Source organism: Acidaminococcus sp. BV3L6 (assembly GCF_000468835.1).
Lineage (GTDB): Bacteria > Bacillota > Negativicutes > Acidaminococcales > Acidaminococcaceae > Acidaminococcus > Acidaminococcus intestini.
Window position 1 is genome coordinate 15,831 of the sequence record NZ_AWUR01000022.1, and the last position, 25,792, is coordinate 41,622.

Consider the following 25,792-nt stretch of genomic DNA (forward strand, 5'->3'; position numbering starts at 1 on the left):
TACAGGAAAATGCCAAAGGAGGAACTTATACATGGCAAAAAACAGCTCTTTCGACATCGTCTCCCAATTGGATATGCAGGAACTTGACAATGCCCTGAACCAAACGAGAAAAGAAATTTCCCAACGCTACGATTTCAGGGGATCAGCCGCTGCCATTGAACTTGTTGATGAAAGCCTCAAGATGACCGCAGAAGACGAATACAAGCTAGGCGCCATCCTTGACATCCTGCGCCAGCGCATGGCTAAGCGGGGGCTCAGCCCTGTGTGCCTTGGAACCCGGTAAGGTTGAACCGGCTGCGAAAGGAACGGTCCGCCAAACAGTCACCTTAAAGCAGGGCATTGATAAGGAAACCGCTAAAAAGATCATTGCTGCCATCAAGGCATCGAAGATCAAAGTCACGACCCAGCAAATGGATAATCAAATCCGGGTCTCCGGGCCCAAAAAAGATGATCTGCAGGCCGTCATCCAACTCATCCGCAGTGATGATTTCGGCATCGACGTCCAGTTCATCAATATGCGGTAATACAATTCAATGAGGCTGTGAGGAAATGATCATCTCGTTTCTTCACAGCCCTTTTTTCAATCAACGAGGAAAGGATTTTCAGCATGATTGCTTCTATCGCTCTGCGGCGCAGCATCCGAAACTATAAGCATAGCCCCGTTCCCCAGGACTTTGTGGAACAAATCCTCTAAACCGGTCTGCTGGCCCCGGCTTCCAAGAATCGTCAGCCCAGCATTTCATCGTTACAATAGGAATCATGAAAGAGGCCCCCGTCCTGATCTTTGTCATGAATGATCTAGGCTGCCGTCTGGATCACACCCTCAGCTGGGACGAACGGGTATCGGGAATTTGCTACGCCCCGTCCATTGACGCTGCCGTCGAAAATGGGTGTCTTACGGCTGACAGTCTGGAGCTTGGCAGTCTCTGGATCTGCAATACTTATTTTGCCTGCCCTGAATTATGCCACACACTAAAAAGCCGCTGCGAACCAATCTGTGCCCTTGCCCTGGGATATGCCGCGGAAGCCCCCCTTAACCGACTGCGCAAAGCTTTTGCGGATGCGGTGAAATTTTGCGATTCATTGTTGGGCAGTGCCAAAATCGTTCCGATTGGATGGGGTTACTTGCCCCATTGCTTAAAAAAGATACTTCTGAAAATAATGGGGGCATGATGTTTCGCAAAAAGCCTCGTACCACACTCTCATTCCAAAATCATCCTCCAAATACCGTCGCCGTTCGATCCACTTTCAGGAATTTTTACGTTTGTTAGCGGAAAGAGCACAGGCTTACGCCGCATATCCGCATATCGGCCCATCCGCATTGTCAGTCGGCAGCTTCTTTGCTGGCATCTGGATAATCTGTTCCCCTCCAAATTAGATAACTGAAAAAAACACGATGGTTGGATCACTGTGACAAGCAGCACGTTTGCTTCGTCACCGAGGCCGATGGATCTTCGTATCTGTCCCCATCAAAACCTAAGCTGCAAAAAGCCAGAAAAAACGTAAGACACAGACATTCAAGTGAACCAACAGCCTTGCATGCCATAGCAAGTTCACATTTCTTATCAAGACAACCGCAATAAAAATCCCGTTTCAAAGCAGCTTGAGGGAGAATCGACCACTGTCGGCAATGGCCATCTTGGCCTCGTCATATCTAGCTGAGAGGACAAGAACATACATAAAAAAGAGGCAAGGAAGAAAGGATGAATGTCCTTCTTCCCTACCTCTATTTTACTTTACCGGTCGGTAGAGCTGCCATTTAAAGTGCACGGCAAGCACGCGGAGAATGATTACCACAAGGGCCCCAATGATAGGGGCAAGATCCATGGCCCCAAAACGCCAACAGAGACAGATCATGATACTTCCCGCAATAGAAGCCGTGGCATAAACATCCATTACAAGGACGACAGGAATCTTTTGCGCCATGAGATCCCGCAGGACACCACCGCCCACTGCCGTTAAAAGTCCTAGGACAACAGGAAAAATATAGGATTCTGGTTCTCCATCCGAAAGGCCTACCATGGTTCCTGTAACCGTAAAGGAAGCAAGGCCAATGGTATCAGCAGCAATATAAAGAAGATTGAGGAACTTTTTTCTCCGGCCCTCCAAACGGTACGAAGAGATACAGTAACTGGTTACAATAGCAGCCAATAGGGCCAGTCCTATGGGAACAGGATTGCGCAGTGCTGCCGGAGGAATATGACCGGACAAGACATCGCGAATCATACCGCCGCCTACTGCCGTCAGGATGGCAAGAACGGAAATGCCAAAAATGTCCATCCGTTTGACAGCACCCACAATGGCACCGGAAACAGCAAAAGATAGGGTTCCGGCAAGGTCAAACAAATTCCATAAAAGCCACATAAGAAATCTCCTTTTTGAATAAAATCGAGTGAAACGAACTGGTTGGAAGAAAAATAAGGGCTCTCCGCACCTATCTTATCCAAAAAGCGTCCAAAAAACAACAGAGGCAGTGGTTATTTCTTCTCTAAGGGGCCTAAGACGCGAAGCATTTCTTCCGGCGAGGTCTCTCCAGCAAGAACTTTTGCGCGGCCATCTTCGAAAAGGGAAGCAACCTGCTGCTGACGACCAAGCTCAAGCAAGGCCTTCTCACCCAGTCCTCGGGCAGCAGCCTGACGGCACGCCTCGTCAAAAGGAAAAACTTCCTGAACCGCAAGACGCCCGCTGTATCCCGTTCCTCGGCAATGGGCACAGCTGGACGCATGGAAAAGATGAAGCGGCCCCTTGAGAGAAAAATACGTCCTTTCCCAACTATTTTCCCCAACGGCATAGGCCGTCCTGCACTGGAGGCAGAGCCGTCGCAAAAGACGCTGGGCCACAATTCCCTTCAGGGCCGAAGCCACAAGATAGGAATCAACCCCTAGGTCAAGAAGACGGCTTACAGCACCAACCGCGGTGTTGGTATGAAGCGTACTGAAGACAAGATGACCGGTGAGCGCGGCATGGACACTCATTTCTGCCGTTTCCCGATCACGGATCTCACCTACGACAATCAGGTCCGGGTCTTGTCGGAGGATGCTTCTCAAGCATCTGGCAAAAGTGAGGCCAATCTTGGGGTGCACGGCAACCTGGCTGATGCCGTCAATCTGATATTCGATGGGATCTTCCACGGTAACAAGGCTCCGACCGGATTCATTGAGGGCCTGCAAAATGGCATAAAGCGTTGAAGATTTCCCCGATCCCGTCGGTCCGGTTACCAGAATCAGTCCATAAGGTTCATGCAGAAGCTGATAAAGCCGTTCCAGGTTTTCTTTTGAAAACCCCAGATGGTCCAGGGAGTAAAGACCTTTTCCACTGTCTAAAAGGCGCATGACAAGCGTTTCTCCGTAAAGCGTAGGAAGGGAAGAAACACGGATATCAATGGAACGGTCCTGGTAAGTCATTTGGATACGGCCATCCTGGGGCAGGCGTTTTTCTCCAATATCCATGCGGGCCATAATTTTATAGCGGGAAATCAAAGCATCCTGCATGACCGGTGGAATCCGCATAAGGTCCTGCAGGACACCATCCATGCGTCCGCGGATGCGAAGTCCATTTTTTTGCGGTTCCAAATGGACATCGCTGACAGACAGATCCAGACAGACTTCAAGGATTTTCTTGGAAGCGGCAATGATATTTCCATCATCTCTGCCGGCATTGGAAAAAAGCGCCTCTTGAAAAAAAGGGGCTTGCTGTGTCTGGGATTGGCTCATCATCATTCCTCCATATAATAAAGCAGATAATGCGAAAAAAGGGACGTTCGTCACGAGAAAACAGCCTTTTACCATGAAGCGCCCCCCTTTTAATCAATCGGGGTAGGAAAAAAGAACAGGAATCAGTATAATAAAAGACGTTATTAAGCGTTCTTTTAATAGAGTATCATATTTTTCTAAAAAAAGCTGAATATTTCTGTCATATCTTTCAAAGGAGGAATAATGATTCATCCATCAGCCCTGAAAAAAGCCTTGAAAGAAAGAAAAAAAAGAATTCTCTTCCTTTTTCCCTTTCCGCTTCTTATTGGCGTTCTCATCTTCCGTCCAAAAGATTCCTTGCCCAATGAGCCCCTTTCCCCACCGCCTGCCATTATACCCGTACTCCCCCAGAAAAAAGAAAAAGCAGGTCTTGTGCCGCCCCGTAGGGATCCTTTTGAAGGGTTGTTTCATTCCCATTCCCCTGTGCCGCATCCCTTTCCTACGGCTAAAGATGATTCCCCTTTCCCTTTTGGGAAAAGGGAAAAGACTGAAAGCCTAATGCTGCGCCTTAGCGGAATCCTCACGGTCGACGGATGCCGCAAAGCACTCTTCATAGGCCCAGAAAAGACCTATCTGCTGGAAACCATGGATAAGATTCCACAAAGAGGGCAAGTGCGCGCCATCCATTCCGATTCGATCATCTGGAACAATATGGTCATCCCCGTTGGTGAGGTGATTCCATGAAACGTTTTTTCTTCCTGTGCCTTTTACTTTTTGTATGCGGCAGAGCCTTTGCCGGCCCCTTGGTCAGTCTATCCGTAAAAAAAGCGCCGACCGAAGAAGTCTTTCGTTCCCTGGCTTCCATGAGTGGAAAAAACATTGTCTTTCCTGAAGCCCTTACGGGGGAACTTTCCCTCACCCTTCATGACGTGCCTTACGAAGAAGCCCTCCGTCTTGCTGCCGCTTCCCAAGGGCTTTTCCTTGAAACAGTCGGGGACGTCACCATCGTAGCTCCGGCAGGGACCATGGAAAGAGGGTTCGGTGCACTCACAGCCTACCCTCTTTCCTACGTTCCAGCAAAGGAAGCGGCTGAAACCTTGAAGCCCCTCATCAAGGCGCCCCTATCCTTTGATCAGACAAGCAATACTCTTTTTGTGCTGGGAAGTCCTGGAGATCAAGCGCGGGCCCAAAAGGTCCTTGCCCGCATGGACCGGCTGCAAAAACAGGTAACCTTGGAAGCCCGAATTCTCTCCCTGCAGGAAGACGCCTCCCGCGAATTGGGCCTCCAGTGGAAATGGAGCGGACTGCCGCAGCAAAATAGCGAAGAAACAGATGGCGGTACCTTCCATCTTGGGCATGGCTATACGGGCTCCTTTCAAGGCATCCTTTCTGCTCTCTGTCAAAAAGGAAAGGCAAAGGTCCTTGCCACGCCCCGCATTGTCACCGTGCCAGGAAAAGAAGGAAAAATCTTCATTGGTGACCATATCCCTGTCGTTACGGAAAAAGTTTCCAACGGCACCACGACAACCTCGACAGAATATGTAGATGCGGGTATCCGCCTTTCTTACACCCCCATTGTCGGTCCTGATGGCGTTATCACGGCTTCGGTCCATACGGAAGTCAGCACACCAACCCTAATTTCAGAGCTCCACAATTACCGGATTACAAGCCGAACGGCGGATACGAATGTTCGTCTTCTGGAAGGCGAAACCCTCGTCATCGGCGGCCTGATCAGTGATGAGGAACAAAAACGTCTGGAAACCATCCCGCTCCTATCAAAACTGCCCCTGTTAGGGAATCTCTTTACCTTTCGGTCTCGCAAAAAAACGCGCACTGAAGTAGTTATGCTCCTTACGCCTTATCTGACTGAACCAGGTAGAAGTCCCGCCTTCATCCCCTATAAAGAAGATCCTCATTTTCTTCCGCCACTGCCTTTTTCCCAAAAAAAGGAGGGCGATGAGAATATAAGCCTCTCATATTCTCATCGCCCTCCCTCATTTCAAATTTCAGGTTAGCTTTCCCCTGTAATCCGATTGGATCCGATGGGGCAAAAAATATTTGTTTTCGTATCATCTTTTGCAGCAATTTCCGGATCCGGCGAAACATGGACCATGCAGTGCTTGACTTCCGGGAAATGCCGCTCAATTGTATCATGGACTTCATCAGCAATGCGGTGCGCTTGAAAAAGGGTCAGGTTCCCGTCGGCAACAATGTCGATATCGACATACATCTTAGCACCAAACATACGGGTACGGAGCGAATCGATCCCGGTTACGCCACACTGCTTCATAACGAAACTTTTCATTTCCTCGATGGTACGGCCATTGGCCGCATGGTCGACGAGCTTATCGGAAGCATCCCGAAAAATACCAATCGAGGCATGGATAATCATCAAACAGATGACAACAGAAGCCAAGGGATCCATGATGCCATAACCCATACGCGCCCCCAAAATTCCGATGAAGGACCCAATCGAAGAAAGAGCATCACTGCGATGATGCCAAGCATCTGCCGATAGGGCACCGGAGTTGATTTTTCTTGCAGCCCTGATGGTATACCAAAACATAGCTTCCTTGGTAACAATAGAAACAATGGCAGCTGCCATGGCAATCAGGGCCGGCGATTCACGGTCTAGATACGTCTTATGGAGGATGGACTGAAGCCCTTCATAGCCTATGCCAAGGCCTGTGAACATAAGGACAAAGGCCAGAAAGAGGGTCGCAACATATTCCTGCTTTTCATGTCCATAAGGATGGTCTGCATCTGAGGAACGGCTAGCCAAAAGGACACCAAAGATTACGATGATGGTACTGAAAACATCGGAAGCGGAATGAATGGCATCAGAAATCATGGCCGATGAATGGCCCATGATGCCGGCTACAAATTTACCCACACTAAGGACTAGATTGACAAGGATACTTACGTAGGAAACGTGCATCGCAATATCGCTGGAGGACTGTTGTTTCAAGGACCGTCTCACGCTGATCACCTTTCTATTCTCAGAAAATGTAAGAAAAAACACGGGATAAAAATAACACCTGCGGAACGCTGCTGTGTCCCGCAGATGCCTTATCTACCTGCTGCCTATTCGGCCCGGTCGGTAACCCGACTTGTGCTTTATGTTTCCCTGTATAATAAATCATGGAAAGGTCCTTGTCAAGTTTTTTCGTCTCTTTACCGAAAAGGGAAAATCAGTTACACTATAGGAAACCCTAACGAAAGGATATCCCCACCTATGACTTTTCAAGCAATAGACACACTGCGCCGGATCATCCCTTCCCAACCATCTTCCATTGACAGTACACTCCATATCTGGGAATCAGCTGTCCTTCTACCTCTCATTGAAGGCCCTAAGGGGTGGGAAATCTTATTTGAAGTCCGTTCCTCGGCGCTTACCTGGCAGCCAGGCGATATCTGTTTTCCCGGCGGACATCGAGAGGACATGGACCGGAACCTCAGCGATACAGCCCTTCGGGAAACATCGGAAGAACTGGGAATCCCCCAAAATGAAATTACACTCCTGGGCCCGCTCGATTACTTTTATGGCGTCATGGGTCCCCTGATCTATCCCTATGTGGGAATCCTCCCCAAAGATTGCCCTCTCACCATTGAGCAAGACGAGGTTGCAGAACTTTTCACGATTCCAGTAGAAACACTCCTTTCCCTCACCCCGAAAAAAGGCAAGGTGGCCATTGGATCCAAACGGCTGGAAGGATTCCCGCCGGAACTTGAAACCCCGGAAAAGGAAGATTGGGTCATGCAGCATTCCTACGATATCTATTTCTATCGTTATAAAGAACGGCTCATCTGGGGCATTACGGCTCGCATCCTCACCCAATTCCTGGAACGTCTGCGAAAATCAAGATAAAAGGGATAAGGCCGGCAGCAAAGGATATCAATTCCTTGCTGCCGGCCTTTGATCATGGGGTTCAGTGTCCCAACGTAGCCAAAATCCGTTCGATTAGTTCTCGCCGGTTTGTGTGGGCCGTCGAGGTGTAGGTCAGGATGCGATCATCATCAAGACCAAAAGTTTTCTTATAAAGTTCCTTTTGAGCCGCCACAGCTCCTTTATTGAGCTTATCCGACTTCGTCAAAATAATCATAAGAGGGATTCCCAGACTAAGGAGCCACTGGTAGCAGTCAATATCGCTTTCCATGGGTGCGTGACGGATATCCATAAGGATACAGACAAGCTTCAGGTCCCGGGAATTTTCCATATACTTGCAGATAAAAGCAGACCACTGGTTCTTTTGGCTCTGACTGGTCCGGGCAAAACCATACCCTGGCAGGTCCACTGCATAAAAGGTATGACGCAGCGGTTCTTTCTCCGTTGTTTTCTTGGCACGAAAAGAATAGAAATTAATCGTTTGGGTCTTACCAGGAGAACTGCTGACGCGAGCCAATCCCTTTCGCCTTGCCAGCGAATTGAGCAGGGAAGATTTACCTACATTGCTGCGACCAATAAATGCAACTTCATCCACCGTATCCTGCGGGTACTGGGTGGCCTTGACGGCTGACGCGACAAATTCGCCGCCGACAATATCCCACTGCGTCATTACCATAATTGTTATGCCTCCAAAGCAAGTTTCGTGACTTGATCCATGTGATCTACAGGGATGAACTTCATGGATTTCTTAACATGATCAGGCAACTCTTCCAGATCCTGTTCGTTCTGACGAGGCAAGAGAATCGTCTTGATCTGGTAACGAGCCGCTGCAAGGACCTTTTCCTTAAGTCCGCCAATGGGTAGGACCTGACCGGTTAGGGTGATTTCACCAGTCATGGCAAGGTCCGCCTTGACCTTTCGTTTGGTAAGAGCCGATTCCATGGCCGTTGCCATCGTAATGCCTGCAGACGGACCATCTTTCGGGATAGCGCCTTCCGGGACATGGATGTGGATGTCGATTTTTTCATTGAAATCCGGTTCAAGGCCCAGCTCCTTGGCCCGGGACCGAATATAGGTAAAAGCAGTCTGGGCTGATTCCTTCATGACATCGCCCAATTGGCCCGTGAGGACCAGCTTGCCCTTGCCTTCACAGACAACCACCTCAATCTTGAGGAGCTCGCCGCCTACACTTGTCCAAGCAAGACCTGTGCAGACGCCAATAGCCGCTTTGGCCTTCATATCACTTTCAAGATAGACAGCAGGTCCTAAAAATTCCTTGAGGTTTGCCACACCGACAGAAACCTTTTCAATCTTTTTCTCAACAATCCGGCGGGCTGCTTTACGACAGATAGTGGCAATCTTGCGTTCGAGGTTACGGACACCTGCTTCCCGCGTATAGTCTCGGATAATATGCTCCAAGGTCTTGGGGGACAAAGTGAGGTTCTTAGCAAGAAGCCCACTGAGTTTTCGTTCTTTTGGCAAAAGATGCTGCTGGGCAATCTTGATTTTTTCTTCGTCCGTATAACTGTCAAGCTGGATGACTTCCAACCGGTCCAAAAGGGCTGGCGGAATTGTCTCGACGGTATTTGCCGTTACAATCCAGAAAACATTCGACATATCATAAGCAAACTCAATGTAGTGGTCGCTGAAATGGCTGTTTTGTTCCGGATCAAGGACTTCAAGAAGGGCTGAGGCCGGATCTCCCCGGAAATCCGCTCCCATCTTATCCACTTCATCCAGGAGGAAGACCGGATTATCGGTCCCGCATTCAATCATACCATGGATCAAACGGCCCGGCAGGGCGCCTACATAGGTTCGGCGATGACCGCGGATTTCCGCTTCATCCCGGACGCCACCCAGGGAAATGCGGGTAAACTTTCGATTCACAGCACGGGCAATGCTTTGGGCAAGGCTCGTCTTCCCGACTCCGGGAGGACCCACAAGACAGATAATAGGGCCACGGTTGCTCTTGGTAAGGGCACGGACAGCAAGATAATCCAGGATCCGTTCCTTGACCTTCTTCAAGCCGTAGTGATCCTTATCAAGGATCTGGGCAGCTTTTTTAATGTCGTAATTATCCTGGGTCATCTTGCCCCAGGGCAGACTCAGACAAGTATCAAGATAACTGCGGATGACAGCACTTTCAGCCATCATGGGGGGCATCTTGAGAAGCCGATCAAGTTCCTTGTCAAGGGCTTTTTTGACCTCTTCCGGGAGATTCAGTTTTGCCATCTTTGCCTTGTACTCATCCACTTCGGACTGCTTTTCGTCCCCTTCGTTGAGTTCCTTGCTGATAGCTTTCATCTGTTCTCGCAAATAATATTCACGCTGATTCTGTTCGATCTGCTTACGGACCTGCTGGGAAATGTTCTTTTCAAGGGTAACGATTTCCAGTTCCTTGCACAGATAGGTATACAAAAGGTGCAGCCGCTCCTTGACACTGATGGCTTCGAGGAGTTTTTCCTTTTCCGGCACATCAATGGTCAAATAACCGCCAATCATATCGGCGACACGGCCTGCATCAGGCTGATCCTTGAAGGTCAGCATGACTTCGCTTGTCACTTTCTTACTTGCCAGCACCCATTGTTCAAAAGTCTCTACAAGCATACGCTTCAGGGCTTCCACTTCATTGCCCCTATTATCCGTATCCTCTTTGACTTCTACATGGGCTTCCAAGTTCATCCCAACTTCATCGATGACAGAGATGACCTCTACACGATAAAGTCCTTCTACGAGGATGCGCATCGCGCCGTTTGGCATCTTGAGCATCTGTTTGATTTCTGCAACAACGCCGAACCCATACAAGTCTTGCGCCGTCGGATCAGCCTCTTCAGCTGCTTTCTGGGTCACCAAAAGAATCCGTTTCGTTGTTGCCATAGCCGTTTCTACAGCCTTGATAGAGCGATCCCGCCCTACGTCAAGATTGATGATCATCCCTGGAAAGACAATCAAGCCGCGAAGGGCAAGAAGAGGCAATCTCATTGTTTCTACTTCAGACATCTGTTTCACCATCCTTATAGCGAAAAAGGGAAAAGGGGACCCCCTTTTCCTTTTTTCCTAGGCATTTTTACGTGCTTTTTTAGTTGCATCAACCTTTTTAAGAACCAGTTCCGGTTCCTTATGGGCCGTAACGACATCCTTTGTCACGATGCATTTTTCAACGTCATCGCGGCTCGGGACCTCATACATCACATTCTTCATGATGCCTTCAATGATGGCACGAAGTCCCCGAGCTCCGGCCTTACGGGCCAAGGCTTCGTGGGCAATGGCCTTCAGGGCATCATCGTCAAAATCCAGCTCGACATGATCCATGGCGAGGAAGGATTCATATTGTTTAGTCAGGGCGTTCTTCGGTTCCGTCAGGATTTTGACCAAGGCCGCTTCATCAAGCTGGTCCAAGGTGACGACAACGGGAAGACGACCGACAAATTCAGGAATCAGGCCATACTTTACAAAATCCTCAGGCAGGACCTTCTTAAAAGGATTGGCCATTTCCTTTTCCTTCTGTGTCTCGATTTCTGCACCAAAGCCCATGCTTTTCTTCCCCGTGCGGGCATTGATGACGTTTTCGAGGCCAGCAAAGGCACCGCCACATATAAAGAGGATATTGGTCGTATCAATTTGAATCAATTCCTGATGTGGATGTTTCCGTCCCCCTTGGGGCGGCACATTAGCAACGGTCCCTTCAAGGATCTTAAGTAGGGCCTGCTGCACCCCTTCCCCCGATACATCACGGGTAATGGACGGATTTTCGGATTTACGAGAAATCTTATCGATTTCATCGATGTAAATGATGCCCCGTTCCGCAAGCGGAATATCATAGTCGGCATTTTGGATCAGACGCAACAGGATATTTTCCACGTCTTCCCCAACATAACCAGCTTCCGTCAGGCTCGTTGCATCCGCAATGGCAAACGGCACCTGCAGGATCTTAGCTAGGGTTTGTGCAAGGAGGGTTTTCCCGCTTCCTGTCGGTCCCAGCATCAGGATATTGGATTTTTGCAATTCCACATCAGAATGATGATCCTGTTCGTAATTGATGCGTTTATAGTGGTTATAGACAGCCACGGACAGAGCCACTTTAGCGTCGTCCTGTCCAATGACATATTCGTCGAGGATCTTTTTAATTTCCTTCGGCTTCGGGAGATCGGTAATCTTTTCTCCCGCAGGTTTCTTGAGTTCCTTGTCGAGCATCTCGTTGCACAGGGCAACGCACTCATCGCAAATGAAAACATTATGGCCAGCAATCAGTTTCTTGACCTGACTCTGCTTCTTACCGCAAAAAGAGCAGGTATAATCTTGATCGAACGGGCCTTTACTATCATCGAATGCCATCTGACACCCCTCCTTACAATTGGGGCAAGACGGTTCTATCCATCAATCAAGCATGAACCGGAGATGCTACGACCTGGTCAATAAGGCCATAGGACAAGGCCTCATCAGCGGTCAGGTAGTGATCGCGTTCCGTATCCAATTTGATGGTTTCTGGGTCCTTCCCCGTATGGGCTGCTAAAATCTGGTTCATCTCTTCCCGTACGCGCAGGATCTCCCGGGCATGGATTTCAATATCCGTGGCCTGGCCCTGGGCACCGCCCAATGGCTGATGGATCATGACACGGGAATGGGGCAGGGCAAACCGTTTGCCCTTGGCTCCGGCTGCCAGGAGGATGGAGGCCATAGAGGCTGCCATGCCGACGCAAATGGTCGAAACATCGGGACGGATGTACTGCATGGTGTCATAAATGGCCAGTCCAGCACTCACACTGCCGCCAGGGCTATTGATGTAGAGATGGATATCCTTATCCGGATCTTCCGATTCGAGAAAGAGGAGCTGGGCCACAATCAGATTGGCCATATGATCTTCAATCTCTCCGGTCACAAAAATGATGCGATCTTTCAGAAGTCGGGAGTAAATATCATAACTGCGTTCGCCCTTGCTGGTCTGTTCAACAACAATAGGGACATAACTCACGCGGTCCACCTCCCAGTTGATTATTCTTCAGTCTTTTCTTCTTTTGCTTCTGCTGCACCTTTGGCAGAGCTGAGTACAAGATCAGCGGCTTTGCGGCGCATGATATTGGAAACAAGCAGGGGCAGGGATCCATTTTCCTTAATGATTTTCTGGACCTGATGAAGGGTAGCACCCTGTGTATCAGCAATCTTCTGCATTTCCGCCAGCGTTTCTTCTTTCGTTACCTTAAGGTCTTCTTTCTTGGCAATGGCGTCAAGAACGAGATCAGCCTTCAGGTTTTCGAGAGCAACCGGTTTTTGTTCATCCCGATAGGTCTTCACATCTTTGCCGAGATACTGAAGATACATCGGAAGGCTCATGTGGTGTGCTTCGAGATTCATGGTCAGTTCGTCCACCATCTGGTTGGCGCGCTGGGTCACCATAACTTCCGGAACTTCAAAGGAAGCATTCTCCACGGCCTTCTTGATGACATCCCGCTCATAGTTGGCCTGAGCCTGATCTTCTTCAGATTTCTTCAGACGGGCCAGGGTCTTTTCGCGGAATTCAGCAATCGTCTTACTGTCAGAGTTTTTCTCAATCAGTTCGTCGGTCACTTCAGGAATTTCACGAACCTTGATATTCTGGACATGGACCTTGAAGACAGCGGCCTTACCAGCCAGTTCCTTCGCGCCATAATCTTCCGGGAACGTTACATTGACATCGGTGGATTCATCCTTTTTCAGGCCGACCATTTGATCTTCAAAGCCAGGGATAAAGCTGCCGGAACCGATTTCCAGAGGATAGCCCTTGCCTTCGCCGCCTTCAAACGGTTCACCGTCGATGGTGCCGGCAAAGTCAATCGTAGCAAGGTCTCCCTTTTCCAGTTTCCGGTCTTCCGGAGCATCAACCAATTTAGCAGCCCGCTTCTGCAGGTTGCTGATGGCATCGTCCACATCCTTGTCAGTGACTTCACGGACAACCTTCTTGACATCGAGGTTCTTGTATTCACCCAGTTCAACTTCCGGACGGAGCGTGACCAAAAGGGTCATTTCCATTTCCTTGCCTTCTTCCAAGGTGGAATCCTTCAGTTCGGGATCTGCAACAGGAATGAAGTTGTTGTCATCAAGAGCCTTTCTGTAATTGTCATTAGCAAGGATCTGGAACGCTTCTTCCTTGATGGCATCCTTACCGACATGGGCTTCCAGGACCCGGCGCGGAGCCTTTCCTTTTCTGAAGCCAGGAATTGTGACCTGTTTGTTGACACGGGCAACGGCTCTTTCGAAACCCTTTGCGACTTCTTCAACAGGAATAGTGAATTTCAAAGTTGCTTCGTTACCTTTTCTTTCTACAGAAACGCTCATTAAAAAAATCCTCCTCACAGGCAGTCAGCTTCGAATTTGGTAGGTTATCTGACATACCATCATTAATTACTTAAAAAATCGCTCATATAGCATACCACAAAAGGTATAATTACGCAAATAGTCCCTTTCATTTCGTTTGCCTCCACGCCTGCCCTCATGCGGATTCCTGCATTGTCTCCTTGCTTGGGGGGAATTCATCCCATCTCCCTAGCCGCCTCAAGAAGCCCTCCTTATAATACAGGGATTTTTCGTCACCGCCGGGCTTTTTGGTGTGCAAAAAGACAGTGAATTATCTGATTTTGAAAACAAGTCTTTTCCCCCTATGCATTGTGATACAAGATTCCTTTCCATTTTGCTTAATTATGTTCCGAATATAAAATTATTCCCACTATATTTCACAAAAATGACATGTTTTCAGCCTTTTTATGATACAATAAAAGCAAAGCAATCCACAATTGGAACGGATGTGGATTCAACCCCAAAGGAGGCAATTCATATGTCAGAATTTCTACTTGCCCTGGACGATGTCCTCTATTATCCGATTCTCATCATCGTCCTACTCGCCGCTGGCCTTTACTTCACCTTTACAACGGGCTTTGTTCAATTTCGCTGGCTGCGTCAAAGCATCCGGGTCATTATGGAAAAACCGGAAAAAGAAGGCTCCATATCATCCTTCCAGGCCCTCATGGTTTCGACCGCGTCCCGTGTCGGCACGGGCAATATCATCGGGATTTCAACGGCCCTGTGTCTGGGCGGCTTTGGGTCCGTCTTCTGGATGTGGGCCATTGCCATGATTGGTTCAGCCACAGCCTTCATTGAAAGCACCCTGGCCCAGGTTTACAAACGCAAGGATGCAAATGGCGACAGCTACGGCGGCCCGGCCTACTACATTGAAACAGCCCTCCACAACAAGGCGCTGGCCATTGCCTTTGCCATCGCCCTTATTGTGACCTATGCCGGCGGCTTCAACTTGCTTGCTTCTTACAACCTGCAGTCCACCTTCTCTGTATATGGCTTCTATGACAAAGCCACCACGCCTTGGATCATCGGTGGCCTTCTTGCCGTAATGGTTGGCTACTGCGTCATGGGCGGCGGTAAACGTATCGTTCATGTAACGGGGACCCTCGTTCCAATCATGGGCGTCCTTTATGTCCTGCTTTCCCTTGCCATCATCCTTATGCATCTTGATATGATTCCGAGCGTCTTAGGCGCTGTCTTTGCCGATGCCTTCAACTTCCAGAAAATCCTGGGCGGCATCAGCGCTTCCTGTCTGATGTTTGGGATAAAGCGCGGACTTTATTCCAACGAAGCCGGCGTTGGTTCTGCTCCGAACGCAGCTGCAGCCGCTGACGTTTCCCACCCGGCCCAGCAAGGTCTCGTCCAGATGCTCTCTGTCGTCATCGACACCATTCTCTGCACCTGCACCGCCCTTATCTGCATGTTCTCCGGGATCATCCCGACCAAAGAGATGGCAGGGGCTCCTTACGTACAAGCAGCTACCCAAGTTGACTTTGGTGCCTTTGGCCCGATCATGATCACCTTTGCCATGGTCCTGTTTGCCTTCACGACCCTTTTGGGCAACCTCTTTTATGTCGACAACTGCCTAGCTTACCTGAATGGCGGCAAGACTCCCTCCAAATCTACTATGACCATCTACCGCATCATCGCCGTCATCGTCATCTTCGTCGGCGCCGGGATGAGCATGGACAACGCATGGGCCCTCGCCGATATCACGATGGCCTTTATGTGTTTGACGAACATCCCCTCTATCATGGCCATGAACAAAACAGCCATTGCCGTCATGAAAGACTATGGACGTCAGCTTGCAGAAGGCAAAAAACCAGTTTTCAAGGCAAAAAATATTGGTCTCGACGACTCCAATCTCGACTTCTGGAAATAAGCTCCTGCATCCGTTCCTTACGAAGCTGCGCTTGCGCAGCTTCTTTTTTATCATGGTCACAAAAAATAGATTTCGTTGTTATGGCAACGGACAAGCCTGCTGCCCCACCTTACAATAAGGGATGAAAAGAGGGTTGGACAGGCCTTTTATAGAAAGGTCTCCACTCCCATCAGTCATCAGAGGGAGATGTTACTTATGAAATATCATGTTAATGACAGCTGTATCGGCTGCGGACTCTGCACGTCCACCTGCCCTGAAGTCTTTTCCATGGGAGATGATAATAAAGCCGTAGCCGCTGAATCCGTTCCTGCCGGTGCTGAAAGCTCCGCAGAAGATGCCATGAACGGCTGCCCCGTTGCCGCCATTGAGAAAGTGGACTGATGGAAATATGGCTGCGGCGTGTCTATGACCGCACAGAGAAAGGCCCGGAAGAGCGGGTTCTCGTTGACCGGCTCTGGCCGCGGGGGGTAAAAAAAGAAGCCATTCCAACTTGGGCTAAGCAGATTGCCCCCTCTCGGGAGCTTCACGATTGGTACAAGGACCATGACGAGGATTTTCAGGGATTCAGGGAACGTTATGAAAAGGAACTGTCTTTGAATCCTGCCATTCCGCCTTTCCTTGAATTCCTTGAAGAAGCCCTCAAGAAAGGACCTGTCGTCTTTCTCTACGCTAAGAAAAGCAGAGAAGAAAACAATGCCCTTGTCCTCCGGGACTATGTGCTCCGTGCCTTACGAAAGGAGAACTGACATGTGTGACGAAGATATGATCTATGACTGCCCCTGCACGGTGGATTGTCCCCGCCACGGGCACTGTGTCAGCTGCATCGATCACCATAGAAAATTGGGTTGGCCCCTTGTTGCCTGCATGCAGAAAATGCTCAAGGAACACAAAGCCCAAAAAGCCGCTCAAAAATAAGGAAGCCGCATTAAAGGCCGCCGAAAGCACAAATCATTGCTCATCGACGGTCTTTTTTTGCGGTTTAATTATAAATAATTTATAAATAAAATATTAATATTTTATGAAAATCCTGTTGCAAAAATTCTTAAAAACATGTATTTTTGTAAATTAGATTCATGAGTCAATTTTTCTTTCCAGTTACTCAAAATACAAGTAAGAAGGAGCCCGTTATGAAAGATCCAACAGTGTCCGCCTCTTCCTTTTGGCCCAGGGCGGCCATTCTTTATTTTTTCGTTCTGTTCCCACTCAGCTTCCTTCTTCCTGGCCCCTTTGCGTGGGAAAACGGACCTATTGAAATGGGTCAAAACATGATCCTTCTTACAGGTATCATTTGGTCCATCTATCACTACACACAGGAGACGCACCTTCACAGGCCCTCTTATTGGCTTTTTGCGGCAAGCTTTTTCCTGCTTCTTTTCGGAAGGGAAATCAGCTGGGGCCGCGTTTTTCTTCTAAAAGAAATGACTGAGACAGGACCTGTTTTCTGGAGCATGAAAGACCTCCCCTATCATCGTGTCATAGACGGCGCCATTGGACTCTTATCGGCTGCGGTCATCCATCTCTTTTATCAGAGCGTGAACGTTCAAAAAACCTTGCACTGTCTTAAAAAGAACCGACTCATGTTCCTTCTCACAGTCCTTGCCGCTATACTTGCCCTCATGGGGGATAAAGGCCAGCTCTTTCATGATTTCAGGGACGAGACCATGGAAGAACTATCCGAACTTTTTGTCTATCTTCAGATCTTCTTTTTTATTCATCGATATCGCATCGCCTGACCTTTCTACCGTTTCAGAATTTCCTAAATGGAGGGCGCCCTATAGGGGCGCTTTTTTTGATTCCAAAAGGTGGATAAGTTGGAAACTATGAGGTAAAATAATAAGTATTCGCGATTATTATTTTCACATTTTTTAGAATAGAGGCGGCCTAATCATGTCAAAATCCTTTCCGACTCCTTCCAAGACCTTTTTCATTCTCTTTTTTCTCCATTTGTTTCTTTCCTTGGTTCTTAGACTTACGGGTCAATTGGAACAGCGTATATTCAATGAAATCCTCATTTATGGTGCACTTGCCTATTCTATGATTGGATCCCAATGGAACTATGATCCAAGTTATCTCAAGACATCTTCAGTACTCTTCCTTTTATATCTTCTTTCCATATATACCCTTCAAGACTTCAGTAACAATGGGCTTTCTGCCTCTGAAGCAATCGAATGGGGTACAACCTTATTTGCCTTTTTTTCTTCATGGGGACTCTTATCCAATTCCATAAAACAGTCCCTTCTCCGCGTGTGCTGTCGCGCCATCTATTATGGCGGATTATGGCTGACGGCAAGCGTTCCGTTATTAGGGATTGGATATGGAATCGTAAGTGGAGGGCATGCCCTGTCGGCTGATCTCATATTGGCAGTTTTCCAGACAAATCCAGGAGAAGCACTGTCCTACCTGAAGGAACAGCCATTATTTCTCTGGGCACTTTCCTTACTTGGAATCTTTGCCATCAGTATACTCGTAATCAGCCTTTCGAGGAAAATGCTGGAAGCCGCACCGGTTCAAAAGCCATCCATCATTTTGATTCTAATGGCTTTACTCGCTCTGAATATGAAGTCTACCCTTCCCCGCATAAAAATCTTCTACCTAGCAAACACAATCACTTCAGCCCGGACCTCCCTGAAAGCCTACGAACAGTATAAAATTATGAAAGAAATCCGTCTGAACCGCTTGTCTGCGCTTCCCCCACTTTCCATAGATTCACAAGCCAGAGGAACCTATGTCCTTGTCATTGGAGAATCAGCATCCCGTGATCATATGCACGTATACGGATATGACCGACAAACCACGCCTTGGATGGATAAAATGGCGGGTTGTAAGGGAACAACCATTTTTTCCTGTCCCTATGCCAATTACTGCCAAACCATCCTTTCCCTCACCTATGCCTTGAGCGAAAAAAATCAGTACAATCACATTCCCCTTGAAGAAGCTTATTCCATCATCGATCTTGCGAAAGCAGCTGGCTACGATACCTACTGGATCAGCAACCAGGCAGGATTTAGTGCTTCAGACACGCCCATTACCATCATTTCCTCCACCGCAGCACATCATACTTGGATCAATGGAAGAGGCGCATCCCCCAGTGATTCCACATACCTTGATGGAAAACTTATTACAGAACTTCCAGATAACGTAGACCGCCCCAGTTTCATTGTCATCCATCTAATGGGCAGTCATTCCCGGTATGCAGATCGTTATCCCAAATCATACAGTCTCTTTTCGGGGAGAGGAAAATTTGTTGACGGCTATGACAATTCGGTTCGCTATGTCGACAGCGTCCTTCAAGGCATCTTTGAAAAAGTCCATAATTACTCCAATTTTCAAGGGTTTCTTTACCTGCCTGACCATGGAGAAGATCCAGAATCCGGAAATGCCCATTCTCCTGATAAATTTACCTTTCAAATGGTTCGAATTCCCTTTCTGGTCTATCTTAGTCCTAAGGCAATTGCCAGTCGCCCAGAAATCCAAAAAGAATTGCAAAAACACAAAGATCTGCCATGGACCAACGATCTAGCCTATAATTTGCTTATTTCCCTACTGGGGATCCAGAATGCCCCATACGAAGAAAGACAATTCGATCTTGCTTCCCCAACCTATCAGCTCAACTGGGAGAAAGTAAAAACGCAGCACGGAACCAAAAGTCTTTCCGAAAAAATAGATCCTCACTTCCGTTTTAAGTAAAGGAAATCCCCTTATTGTACAAACACCCGTACAATAAGGGGATTTCCTTCTCATAGGCTTAAATCTCGCCAGGAATGGGTTCTTATCGACAGATTCCTTTATTGAGTAGGCACTATGCAGTCCAATGGTAATACGCTTTATACCACTGGGCAAATTTCTTGAGTCCTTCTTCAATTGTCGTCGTCGGTTTAAAGCCAAAATCCTTTTCAAGGGCCGATACATCTGCAAAGGTCTGGTACACGTCACCGGGCTGCATAGGAAGGTATTCCTTTTGGGCCTCTTTTCCCAGTGCCTTTTCCAGGATCTCAATAAAGGTCATCAGCTTTACAGGCGTGCTGTTGCCAATATTATAGATTCGGTAAGGGTCCCCGCCAAAACCATCTTGGGGTGGATGGGGAAGCAGGTTTTCGATACCCGTCACAATATCATCGACATAGGTAAAGTCACGGTACATATCGCCATGGTTATAGATGGTAATGGGCTCATCTTTCATGATTTTATTGGCAAACTTGAAATAGGCCATATCAGGCCGGCCGAAAGGACCATAGACCGTAAAAAAACGCAGTCCTGTCGTAGGAACCCCATAAAGATGACTGTAGGTATAAGCCATAAGTTCATTGGATTTTTTAGTAGCTGCATAAAGACTGATCGGATGGTCGACCGGGTCTGTGACGCTAAAGGGGGTTTTTTCTTGATTGCCATAAACGGAGGAACTCGAAGCATAGACGAGATGGTTCACCGAATGATGACGGCAAGCTTCCAAGATTGTAAAAAAGCCCACGATATTGGAATCAATGTAGTCCCGAGGGTGATCAATGCTGTAGCGGACGCCGGCCTGAGCCGCAAGGTTCACGACAATTTTGGGGGACAGCTTCGTAAAGACCCCTTCCACGGCGTCCTTGTCACTGATATCCCCTTCTGTAAAGGAAAAACCAGGATAATAGGAAAGGCGCTTCAGGCGCTCCTTTTTCAAGGCCACCTCATAATAGGCATTGAGATTATCCATGCCATGAACGGCATAGCCCTTAGAAAGAAGCCGCAAAGCAAGGTGATACCCTATAAAGCCAGCTGCACCCGTAATGAATATCGGCACAGCTTCTATTTTGCAATCCATAGGAAACGCTCCTTTACTGACAAAATTGCCAAGAAAGATGGCTATATTTTTATTATAGTACAACTACCTAAAAAAAGCACCGTTTCCACAAACTGTCACCTAGCCTCAGGTTTTAGTAAAAACAATTCTTGAAAAATTTGACACACGGGCAAATACCTCACCAAATACACAAAAAGTGTTCGCTGTCTGGCTTGCCTGATTGAACGCAAACTGTACAAAAACATGCCGCCAGTTTCTCAAAAGAAAATCCCATAGACCGCCATAAGACTGGTCAAATGGGAGTTACCGATTCTATTTCAAGCAGAGGGAATAAATATCTTCCCGTCGATTTTGGAGGGTAAAGGTCTCCTTTCGCACCTTCGACACAAGGTCAAGGTCGATGGGTGCGTAAATAACGCCTGTTTCCGTCCCGTCTGCTTCGGCAAGGACCTTTCCCCGCGGATCGACGATCAGGGAGTGACCATAGGCCGTAAAGCGAGGCTTCTTTCCCACTTGGTTCGGTGCAATGACGTAGCATTCATTTTCAATGGCCCGGGCCCGAACAAGGACTTCCCAATGGGCGCGGCCCGTTGCTTCCGTAAAGTTCGCAGGAAGCACCAGAATCTGTGCGCCCCGAAGGGCCATAAGACGGAAGAGCTCTCCAAACCGCAGGTCATAGCAGATGCCAAAGCCCAAAGTGCCGACACCAGCCGTCTTCACCGTCACGATTTCATGGCCCGGTGCTACATGACTTGATTCGCGGCTTGTCACCCCTGAATCAAGGACCACATCAAAGGGATGGAGCTTGCTGTATTTTCCGAGGAATGCCCCATCAGGTCCTAGAAGAAAAGTCGTATTATAGGGGCGGGCCGGATCGTTTTCATTTCTTTCGTAAAGACTCCCACCCTCGATATAGACGCCATATTTTCGGGCAAGGGTGCTCAAATAGGTTGCCGTTTTCCCACCAGGAACCGCTTCTGAAAGGGCCGCATAATCGCGGCCCAAATAGGCCATGGTCTCGGGAAGGGCGATAAGCTTGGCGCCTTTTTTGGCCGCTTCTCCAATGAAATCAGCCACGACAGAAAGATTCTGATCCTGATTGGATGTGGTATCCATTTGAATGGCAGCAACAAGAAACGTTGTCATATAAAAACCTCCTTGGGTCTTACTTTGCCCTTCGGGAAATCAAAAAGCGTCCTTTTAATATTGCGTAATAAGCCATTCCCTTTACATAATCCCGGAAGCTTTCTTTTCTGCGATACTTTGCCCATTCCTTGAAATCATGATAGTTTTCTGGTTTAAGGATGGGCAAAATAGCCGTCAAGGTCTCCCACGGAGAGGCCGCATTATAGGACCGCCACTGAGCATCATAATCGGACAGGACCATCTGCCATGGTTTGCGCCGCCCTGTCCAATGAATGATTGTCCCTTTTTGCTGGGGGTCATCTTCACCACCGCCAAATTCATTGTAAATAGACGGCAAAAAAGCATTTGTCCCATCAAAGACAATGTTGAGGATATCCTGGCTTTGACCCAAAAAACGTTCTTTTGGTTCCTTCTGTAGGGAAAAGGCCTTTTCCGTAATGTTTTGTTTCTGCCACTCTGGGATATTCACCATCATGACTCCGTCATTAAAGTAACGGCCATTATTAAGATGAAGATAGTCACCACGGCGCTTGGCATCGGGCATCCGTTCTGAAACAGCCCCCATAGCTTTTCCCATAAGGTCCCAATGATAGAGCTCGTCAAGGGGCCGGATGACCATAGTATCGGCATCAAGATAGAGAAAATGGTCCGTTTCTGCAGCAAGGATGAGGGGCATCACAATCCTTCCATAAGTAATCCGGGAAAAACGCTCCACTTTGACATGAAAATCAGCAAAGGGCTCCATATGAAGGGTATAGAGCTTGATGACGCAGCCATAGCGGTCAGCCAGTTGCTCCATCTTTTGGGCATTTTCCTTGCTGTACCCATCAGTAAAGATGTGAAACATCACCGCACGATGGGCATTATTTTCAAGGACACTGACAAGGCTTGCGCCCATGATCTGAAAATAGCCGTCATTGACGTTATAGGCAACGTGCAAGGGCGCTTTGTCCGTCTTTTCCGCGTTTTTTGAAAAGGTCTCCACCCCTTTTAGGAAACGGGCGGGGACAAAGTAATCGTCTTCAAACGTTTTCATAGGGATTCAAGCATCTCCTTCACAGTCTCTTGGACCATAGATAAGGTCACACTTTCTTCGCAAAGGTTCTTTGGACATTTCTTGGGTCCGATGCAAACATGCTTTCCCGAACAGGGAACATGACCGCTGACAGCCCAAGTTCGTTCCCCACATCCCTGATAGATCTCAGGGGAGTTAAAGGTAAAAATTGTCAGGACGGGACACCCTGCCGCGGCGGCAATATGGGTTGTGCCCGTATCGAGGGTAATGGCGCAGTCGGCCCGTCTCATAAGCGCCACCAAAGCGGGGAAGGTCGTTTTTCCCAGGGTATCGATGATGCTTTCGGGATGCTTCATCCGGTTTTTGATGGCGTCCATCTTAGGACGATGCGCTTCAATGCCCGTTATGATGACGGACGCATCATAGCTCGTGATGAGCCAGTCAGCAAGGGCGGCGAATTTTTCAGCCCGCCAGTCCTTTGCCTTTGCGGTCGTTTCCACGCAAAAAAGCACCTTTGGTCCCTTGGCAGAACATCCAGCAAGCAGGGCATCAGCGGCGGCAAGATCCTTTGAGGCTGATGGGACAAGGGCAGGAGGAATGAATTCCTGTGATTCATCACCAAAATAATCCCGCATGAGACGCTGATAGCTTTCTCCCATGCGGTGATTTTTATAATCCCAAGACGCTCGATAAGAAAGGTCCTGGATATAAAACCACTTTTCCCAACCCAGTTCCCAGCCTAAGGCACGCTCCATACTGAGCCGAAGGGGAATGCGAGCAATCCATTTCATGAGGGTAACCCGCTCCCTAGGATCGAGGGAAATCCCCAAATCATAGCCCTCTTGGGACAACTTTTTCCCCATTCGGATTACATCCAAGGCCCCTCCGCCGCTTTGATAGGTATAAGGAATAACACGATCGACACCACAGATCAAAGAGGCAGGCAGAGCGACGGAATCTTTCACCAAGTAGTGGATTTCACTATGAGGATACTGTTCCTTGAGAACGGGAATCACAGACGCTGCTGTAATGACATCACCCAGATGCATGATACCGTCAAGAAAAATCTTTTTTATTCTATTACGTGGCTTAGTGTCTATATTCATCATAATATAACTCTTGTAAGTGCCGTACTACACGCTTCAATTGGAGTATAATTTTTTGCGATGGACTATTTTGATTGTATAAGGCCTTTACATTTCCATCTTTAATTTTTTTTGGAAATTGACAACTATCGTCATAACGTTTTTCCATTTGATCAATTATAGAATTAGAAGACATAGTAGGATAGAGTTCAACATAATTGAAATCTGTACTATATAATTTTATGTATCCCAGTTGTTGATAAATGGCCCAAGCATCATATTCTATCCTTACAGGAATTAATGCCTTCACCAAATTCTCAGCAGCCCTTCGATTGATAATATACCCGCATGACATTGTACCTGCTAACATATGAAGAACATGATGATTACCACCTAATGGGTACACAACTTTCCCTTTGCCATTATTTCTTCTTAGGAGCAAGACGCTAGGTTCTATCTGAGAATTCATAAACGATTCAATTCTCGGATAAGCATCTAAAAATTCATTAGATAGATGAATATCATCTTCAAAAATAGTCCAATAAGGTGCATTCGTTGATAAAAAATCTTTGCACACCTTTAAATGGGATAAAACGCACCCAACTTCTCCAATAGTAAGAAGACCGTTATCCCCGCGGCATTCCTTTAACTGGGTTTCATTGAGTTCATTTCCCATAATGGCTTCAAAAAAGTTTGGTTCAATTCCAAGGTCATGAAAATTGCGGGAAACACTCTCGCTTCTTTCTGCCGCTTTTGCTGCATTGATAATGGAATGATTAAAAATCATAACGTCTTCTCCTCCTTATTGCCTAAGGAAGTTTCCAATCGTAAGCAGCATCCTGTCATGAAAAGAAGGGTCTTTACAGCAGCAGACATACCCAGCGTGTAATCAAACATCCCCACTGTGCAAAATCCTATCCAAGCACAAAATCCTGCAAACGCATAGGGATTTTCCACATGACGGAAAAGATAAAAGGAGGAAAGAATCCAGACAGCAAGTCCCATAAGGCCGACAAGACCGCTGTCCACGGCCGTTTGGACATAAATGTTATGAAAATGATGCAAGCCCTGCGTATCAGCCTTGGTGCGGTAATGGGCCAGATAGGCCTTCCCCCCTTGGAGGATGCCAAAACCAAAGACCGGTTTATCCTGAATCATGACGGCTGCTTTCTTCCATGCTTCGATTCGGTCTCCATTGGACCGATCGGTCGTTACATTCGAAATAGAAGAAAGTCGTTGGGAAAGGGCGGGACTTGCGGCAATCACGGCAAAAGAGCAGCTTAATGCCAAAAGGACCGCGACAATCCTTGAATTTCGTTCCCGCAAACTCTCTGCGGTCACAAGAATCACAGATACGAAAATGCCCACCCAAGAGCTTCTTGTGCCGCTGCCAATGGCTCCTAGGACAATGAAAATGGCTGCCACTAGAAGCCCATTCCTGTGGGAAATCTTTTCCGCCTTTTGCAACCAAAGGATGATGCTTGCAGGAAAAACGGTAGCAACAATACTAGCATGACGCAGCCACCCATCCCCCAAGCCATGGGCACGGTCAGCTCCCGTAATAAGCCGTTCACCAAAAGTACAGAGTCCATCAAAAGCAATAAAAGCAATGAAACAGAGAAGCGCCTTTTTGATGGCTTTTTCATCGACATCGAGAAAGAGCAGCATGGGAAGGACAACAATGCGCCCCACCATGTAGTTCAAATATTTCCCAAAGGAAAAACCCACATCAGGGCTCAAAAGGGCCGACGGCAACAGGGTCAGGGCAAAAAAGGCATAGGCCCAAAAATAGTGCTTTACGTGCGGTGCCAAATGAAAGGTTTCCCCGCGGCGCCTGCGCTGGATAACATCAACGAGAAATAGTACAATGGCAAGGCCATAGAAAATATTCCCTACCGCAATGGACATGCGCTGCGTGCACATGGCAAGGGTCAGTGTAGCTAGTGAGTACCCACTTAACTTCTTTTTCATCATCA

Annotated in this window: 24 protein-coding genes and 1 pseudogene; 11 read left to right on the top strand and 14 right to left on the bottom strand. The window is 47.9% G+C overall.

Going from position 1 to position 25,792, the window contains the following annotated elements:
• Nucleotides 1-31: 31 nt before the first annotated feature.
• Nucleotides 32-524: pseudogene (locus HMPREF1246_RS11090) on the top strand (YajQ family cyclic di-GMP-binding protein).
• Between the two features lie 235 nt (nucleotides 525-759).
• Complete coding sequence (locus tag HMPREF1246_RS04550) at nucleotides 760-1,173, top strand: hypothetical protein (RefSeq protein WP_021736862.1); 414 nt, start codon at nucleotides 760-762, stop codon at nucleotides 1,171-1,173.
• A gap of 558 nt (nucleotides 1,174-1,731) precedes the next feature.
• Here the strand turns inward: HMPREF1246_RS04550 and HMPREF1246_RS04555 are convergent.
• Nucleotides 1,732-2,364, bottom strand: coding sequence for a trimeric intracellular cation channel family protein (locus HMPREF1246_RS04555; RefSeq protein WP_021736834.1), 633 nt, complete (start codon nucleotides 2,362-2,364; stop codon nucleotides 1,732-1,734).
• Between the two features lie 113 nt (nucleotides 2,365-2,477).
• A complete protein-coding gene (locus HMPREF1246_RS04560; protein ID WP_226828494.1) occupies nucleotides 2,478-3,719 on the bottom strand; it encodes a GspE/PulE family protein in 1,242 nt (413 codons plus the stop codon).
• Nucleotides 3,720-3,935: 216 nt separating this feature from the next.
• On the opposite strand from HMPREF1246_RS04560, the gene HMPREF1246_RS04565 reads away from it, so the two are divergent.
• Together HMPREF1246_RS04565 and HMPREF1246_RS04570 are read left to right on the top strand one after the other, a co-directional pair.
• Nucleotides 3,936-4,436 (top strand): hypothetical protein, encoded by a 501-nt coding sequence (locus HMPREF1246_RS04565; RefSeq protein WP_021736840.1) that lies wholly within the window; start codon nucleotides 3,936-3,938, stop codon nucleotides 4,434-4,436.
• Entirely contained in the window at nucleotides 4,433-5,707 is a 1,275-nt protein-coding gene (locus HMPREF1246_RS04570; protein WP_009015627.1) for a type II secretion system protein GspD, read from the top strand. Before HMPREF1246_RS04565 ends, HMPREF1246_RS04570 begins: the two co-directional genes overlap by 4 nt.
• Here the strand turns inward: HMPREF1246_RS04570 and HMPREF1246_RS04575 are convergent.
• Nucleotides 5,704-6,660, bottom strand: a complete 957-nt coding sequence (locus HMPREF1246_RS04575; protein ID WP_231368229.1) for a cation diffusion facilitator family transporter — start codon at nucleotides 6,658-6,660, stop codon at nucleotides 5,704-5,706. The genes HMPREF1246_RS04570 and HMPREF1246_RS04575 overlap by 4 nt on opposite strands.
• 267 nt (nucleotides 6,661-6,927) lie before the next feature.
• Here HMPREF1246_RS04575 and HMPREF1246_RS04580 point away from each other — a divergent pair, with 267 nt between their 5' ends.
• Nucleotides 6,928-7,560: a CoA pyrophosphatase gene (locus tag HMPREF1246_RS04580; protein WP_009015629.1), complete on the top strand. Its 633-nt coding sequence runs from the start codon at nucleotides 6,928-6,930 to the stop codon at nucleotides 7,558-7,560.
• A 61-nt stretch (nucleotides 7,561-7,621) separates the two neighbouring features.
• Here the strand turns inward: HMPREF1246_RS04580 and yihA are convergent, their stop codons facing one another.
• Genes yihA through tig form a run of 5 tightly spaced genes read right to left on the bottom strand, consistent with a single transcriptional unit; the run spans nucleotide 7,622 to nucleotide 13,890 of the window.
• The gene (gene yihA / locus HMPREF1246_RS04585) at nucleotides 7,622-8,254 is read right to left on the bottom strand and encodes a ribosome biogenesis GTP-binding protein YihA/YsxC (protein ID WP_009015630.1); all 633 of its coding nucleotides are present in this window, start codon (nucleotides 8,252-8,254) and stop codon (nucleotides 7,622-7,624) included.
• A gap of 5 nt (nucleotides 8,255-8,259) precedes the next feature.
• Nucleotides 8,260-10,578, bottom strand: coding sequence for an endopeptidase La (lon, locus tag HMPREF1246_RS04590; RefSeq protein ID WP_016459755.1), 2,319 nt, complete (start codon nucleotides 10,576-10,578; stop codon nucleotides 8,260-8,262).
• Between the two features lie 57 nt (nucleotides 10,579-10,635).
• Nucleotides 10,636-11,913, bottom strand: coding sequence for an ATP-dependent Clp protease ATP-binding subunit ClpX (clpX, locus tag HMPREF1246_RS04595; RefSeq protein ID WP_009015632.1), 1,278 nt, complete (start codon nucleotides 11,911-11,913; stop codon nucleotides 10,636-10,638).
• Between the two features lie 46 nt (nucleotides 11,914-11,959).
• Nucleotides 11,960-12,550 carry an ATP-dependent Clp endopeptidase proteolytic subunit ClpP gene (clpP, locus tag HMPREF1246_RS04600; RefSeq protein WP_016459757.1) on the bottom strand — a complete coding sequence of 197 codons (591 nt, stop codon included), beginning with the start codon at nucleotides 12,548-12,550 and terminating at the stop codon, nucleotides 11,960-11,962.
• A 20-nt stretch (nucleotides 12,551-12,570) separates the two neighbouring features.
• Nucleotides 12,571-13,890: a trigger factor gene (gene tig / locus HMPREF1246_RS04605; protein ID WP_021736865.1), complete on the bottom strand. Its 1,320-nt coding sequence runs from the start codon at nucleotides 13,888-13,890 to the stop codon at nucleotides 12,571-12,573.
• A gap of 496 nt (nucleotides 13,891-14,386) precedes the next feature.
• On the opposite strand from tig, the gene HMPREF1246_RS04610 reads away from it, so the two are divergent.
• From HMPREF1246_RS04610 to HMPREF1246_RS10810, 6 genes are all read left to right on the top strand, one after another.
• Nucleotides 14,387-15,790, top strand: coding sequence for a sodium:alanine symporter family protein (locus HMPREF1246_RS04610; protein WP_009015635.1), 1,404 nt, complete (start codon nucleotides 14,387-14,389; stop codon nucleotides 15,788-15,790).
• Nucleotides 15,791-15,985: 195 nt separating this feature from the next.
• A complete protein-coding gene (locus HMPREF1246_RS04615; protein ID WP_021736850.1) occupies nucleotides 15,986-16,171 on the top strand; it encodes a ferredoxin in 186 nt (61 codons plus the stop codon).
• Nucleotides 16,171-16,536 carry a DUF488 domain-containing protein gene (locus tag HMPREF1246_RS04620; protein WP_021736837.1) on the top strand — a complete coding sequence of 122 codons (366 nt, stop codon included), beginning with the start codon at nucleotides 16,171-16,173 and terminating at the stop codon, nucleotides 16,534-16,536. Before HMPREF1246_RS04615 ends, HMPREF1246_RS04620 begins: the two co-directional genes overlap by 1 nt.
• A 1-nt stretch (nucleotide 16,537) precedes the next feature.
• On the top strand, nucleotides 16,538-16,705 hold the full coding sequence (locus tag HMPREF1246_RS10580) for a hypothetical protein (protein ID WP_021736851.1): 168 nt from the start codon (nucleotides 16,538-16,540) through the stop codon (nucleotides 16,703-16,705).
• Nucleotides 16,706-17,055: 350 nt separating this feature from the next.
• On the top strand, nucleotides 17,056-17,523 hold the full coding sequence (locus tag HMPREF1246_RS04625) for a hypothetical protein (RefSeq protein WP_231368230.1): 468 nt from the start codon (nucleotides 17,056-17,058) through the stop codon (nucleotides 17,521-17,523).
• A gap of 919 nt (nucleotides 17,524-18,442) precedes the next feature.
• Nucleotides 18,443-19,477: a phosphoethanolamine transferase gene (locus HMPREF1246_RS10810; RefSeq protein ID WP_231368234.1), complete on the top strand. Its 1,035-nt coding sequence runs from the start codon at nucleotides 18,443-18,445 to the stop codon at nucleotides 19,475-19,477.
• 112 nt (nucleotides 19,478-19,589) lie between these two features.
• Here the strand turns inward: HMPREF1246_RS10810 and HMPREF1246_RS04635 are convergent, their stop codons facing one another.
• The 6 genes from HMPREF1246_RS04635 to HMPREF1246_RS04660 all read right to left on the bottom strand — a co-directional run bounded on the left by HMPREF1246_RS04635 (nucleotide 19,590) and on the right by HMPREF1246_RS04660 (nucleotide 25,787).
• Nucleotides 19,590-20,591 carry an NAD-dependent epimerase/dehydratase family protein gene (locus HMPREF1246_RS04635; RefSeq protein ID WP_009015640.1) on the bottom strand — a complete coding sequence of 334 codons (1,002 nt, stop codon included), beginning with the start codon at nucleotides 20,589-20,591 and terminating at the stop codon, nucleotides 19,590-19,592.
• A gap of 291 nt (nucleotides 20,592-20,882) precedes the next feature.
• Nucleotides 20,883-21,716 carry a carbon-nitrogen hydrolase family protein gene (locus tag HMPREF1246_RS04640; protein ID WP_009015641.1) on the bottom strand — a complete coding sequence of 278 codons (834 nt, stop codon included), beginning with the start codon at nucleotides 21,714-21,716 and terminating at the stop codon, nucleotides 20,883-20,885.
• 19 nt (nucleotides 21,717-21,735) lie between these two features.
• Nucleotides 21,736-22,752: a glycosyltransferase family 8 protein gene (locus HMPREF1246_RS04645; RefSeq protein ID WP_021736846.1), complete on the bottom strand. Its 1,017-nt coding sequence runs from the start codon at nucleotides 22,750-22,752 to the stop codon at nucleotides 21,736-21,738.
• Nucleotides 22,749-23,780: a glycosyltransferase family 9 protein gene (locus tag HMPREF1246_RS04650; protein ID WP_231368231.1), complete on the bottom strand. Its 1,032-nt coding sequence runs from the start codon at nucleotides 23,778-23,780 to the stop codon at nucleotides 22,749-22,751. The genes HMPREF1246_RS04645 and HMPREF1246_RS04650 overlap by 4 nt, the downstream gene beginning before the upstream one ends.
• A 40-nt stretch (nucleotides 23,781-23,820) precedes the next feature.
• Nucleotides 23,821-24,603: a glycosyltransferase family 25 protein gene (locus HMPREF1246_RS04655; protein WP_021736839.1), complete on the bottom strand. Its 783-nt coding sequence runs from the start codon at nucleotides 24,601-24,603 to the stop codon at nucleotides 23,821-23,823.
• Entirely contained in the window at nucleotides 24,600-25,787 is a 1,188-nt protein-coding gene (locus HMPREF1246_RS04660) for an O-antigen ligase (RefSeq protein ID WP_231368232.1), read from the bottom strand. Before HMPREF1246_RS04660 ends, HMPREF1246_RS04655 begins: the two co-directional genes overlap by 4 nt.
• Nucleotides 25,788-25,792 lie beyond the last annotated feature (5 nt).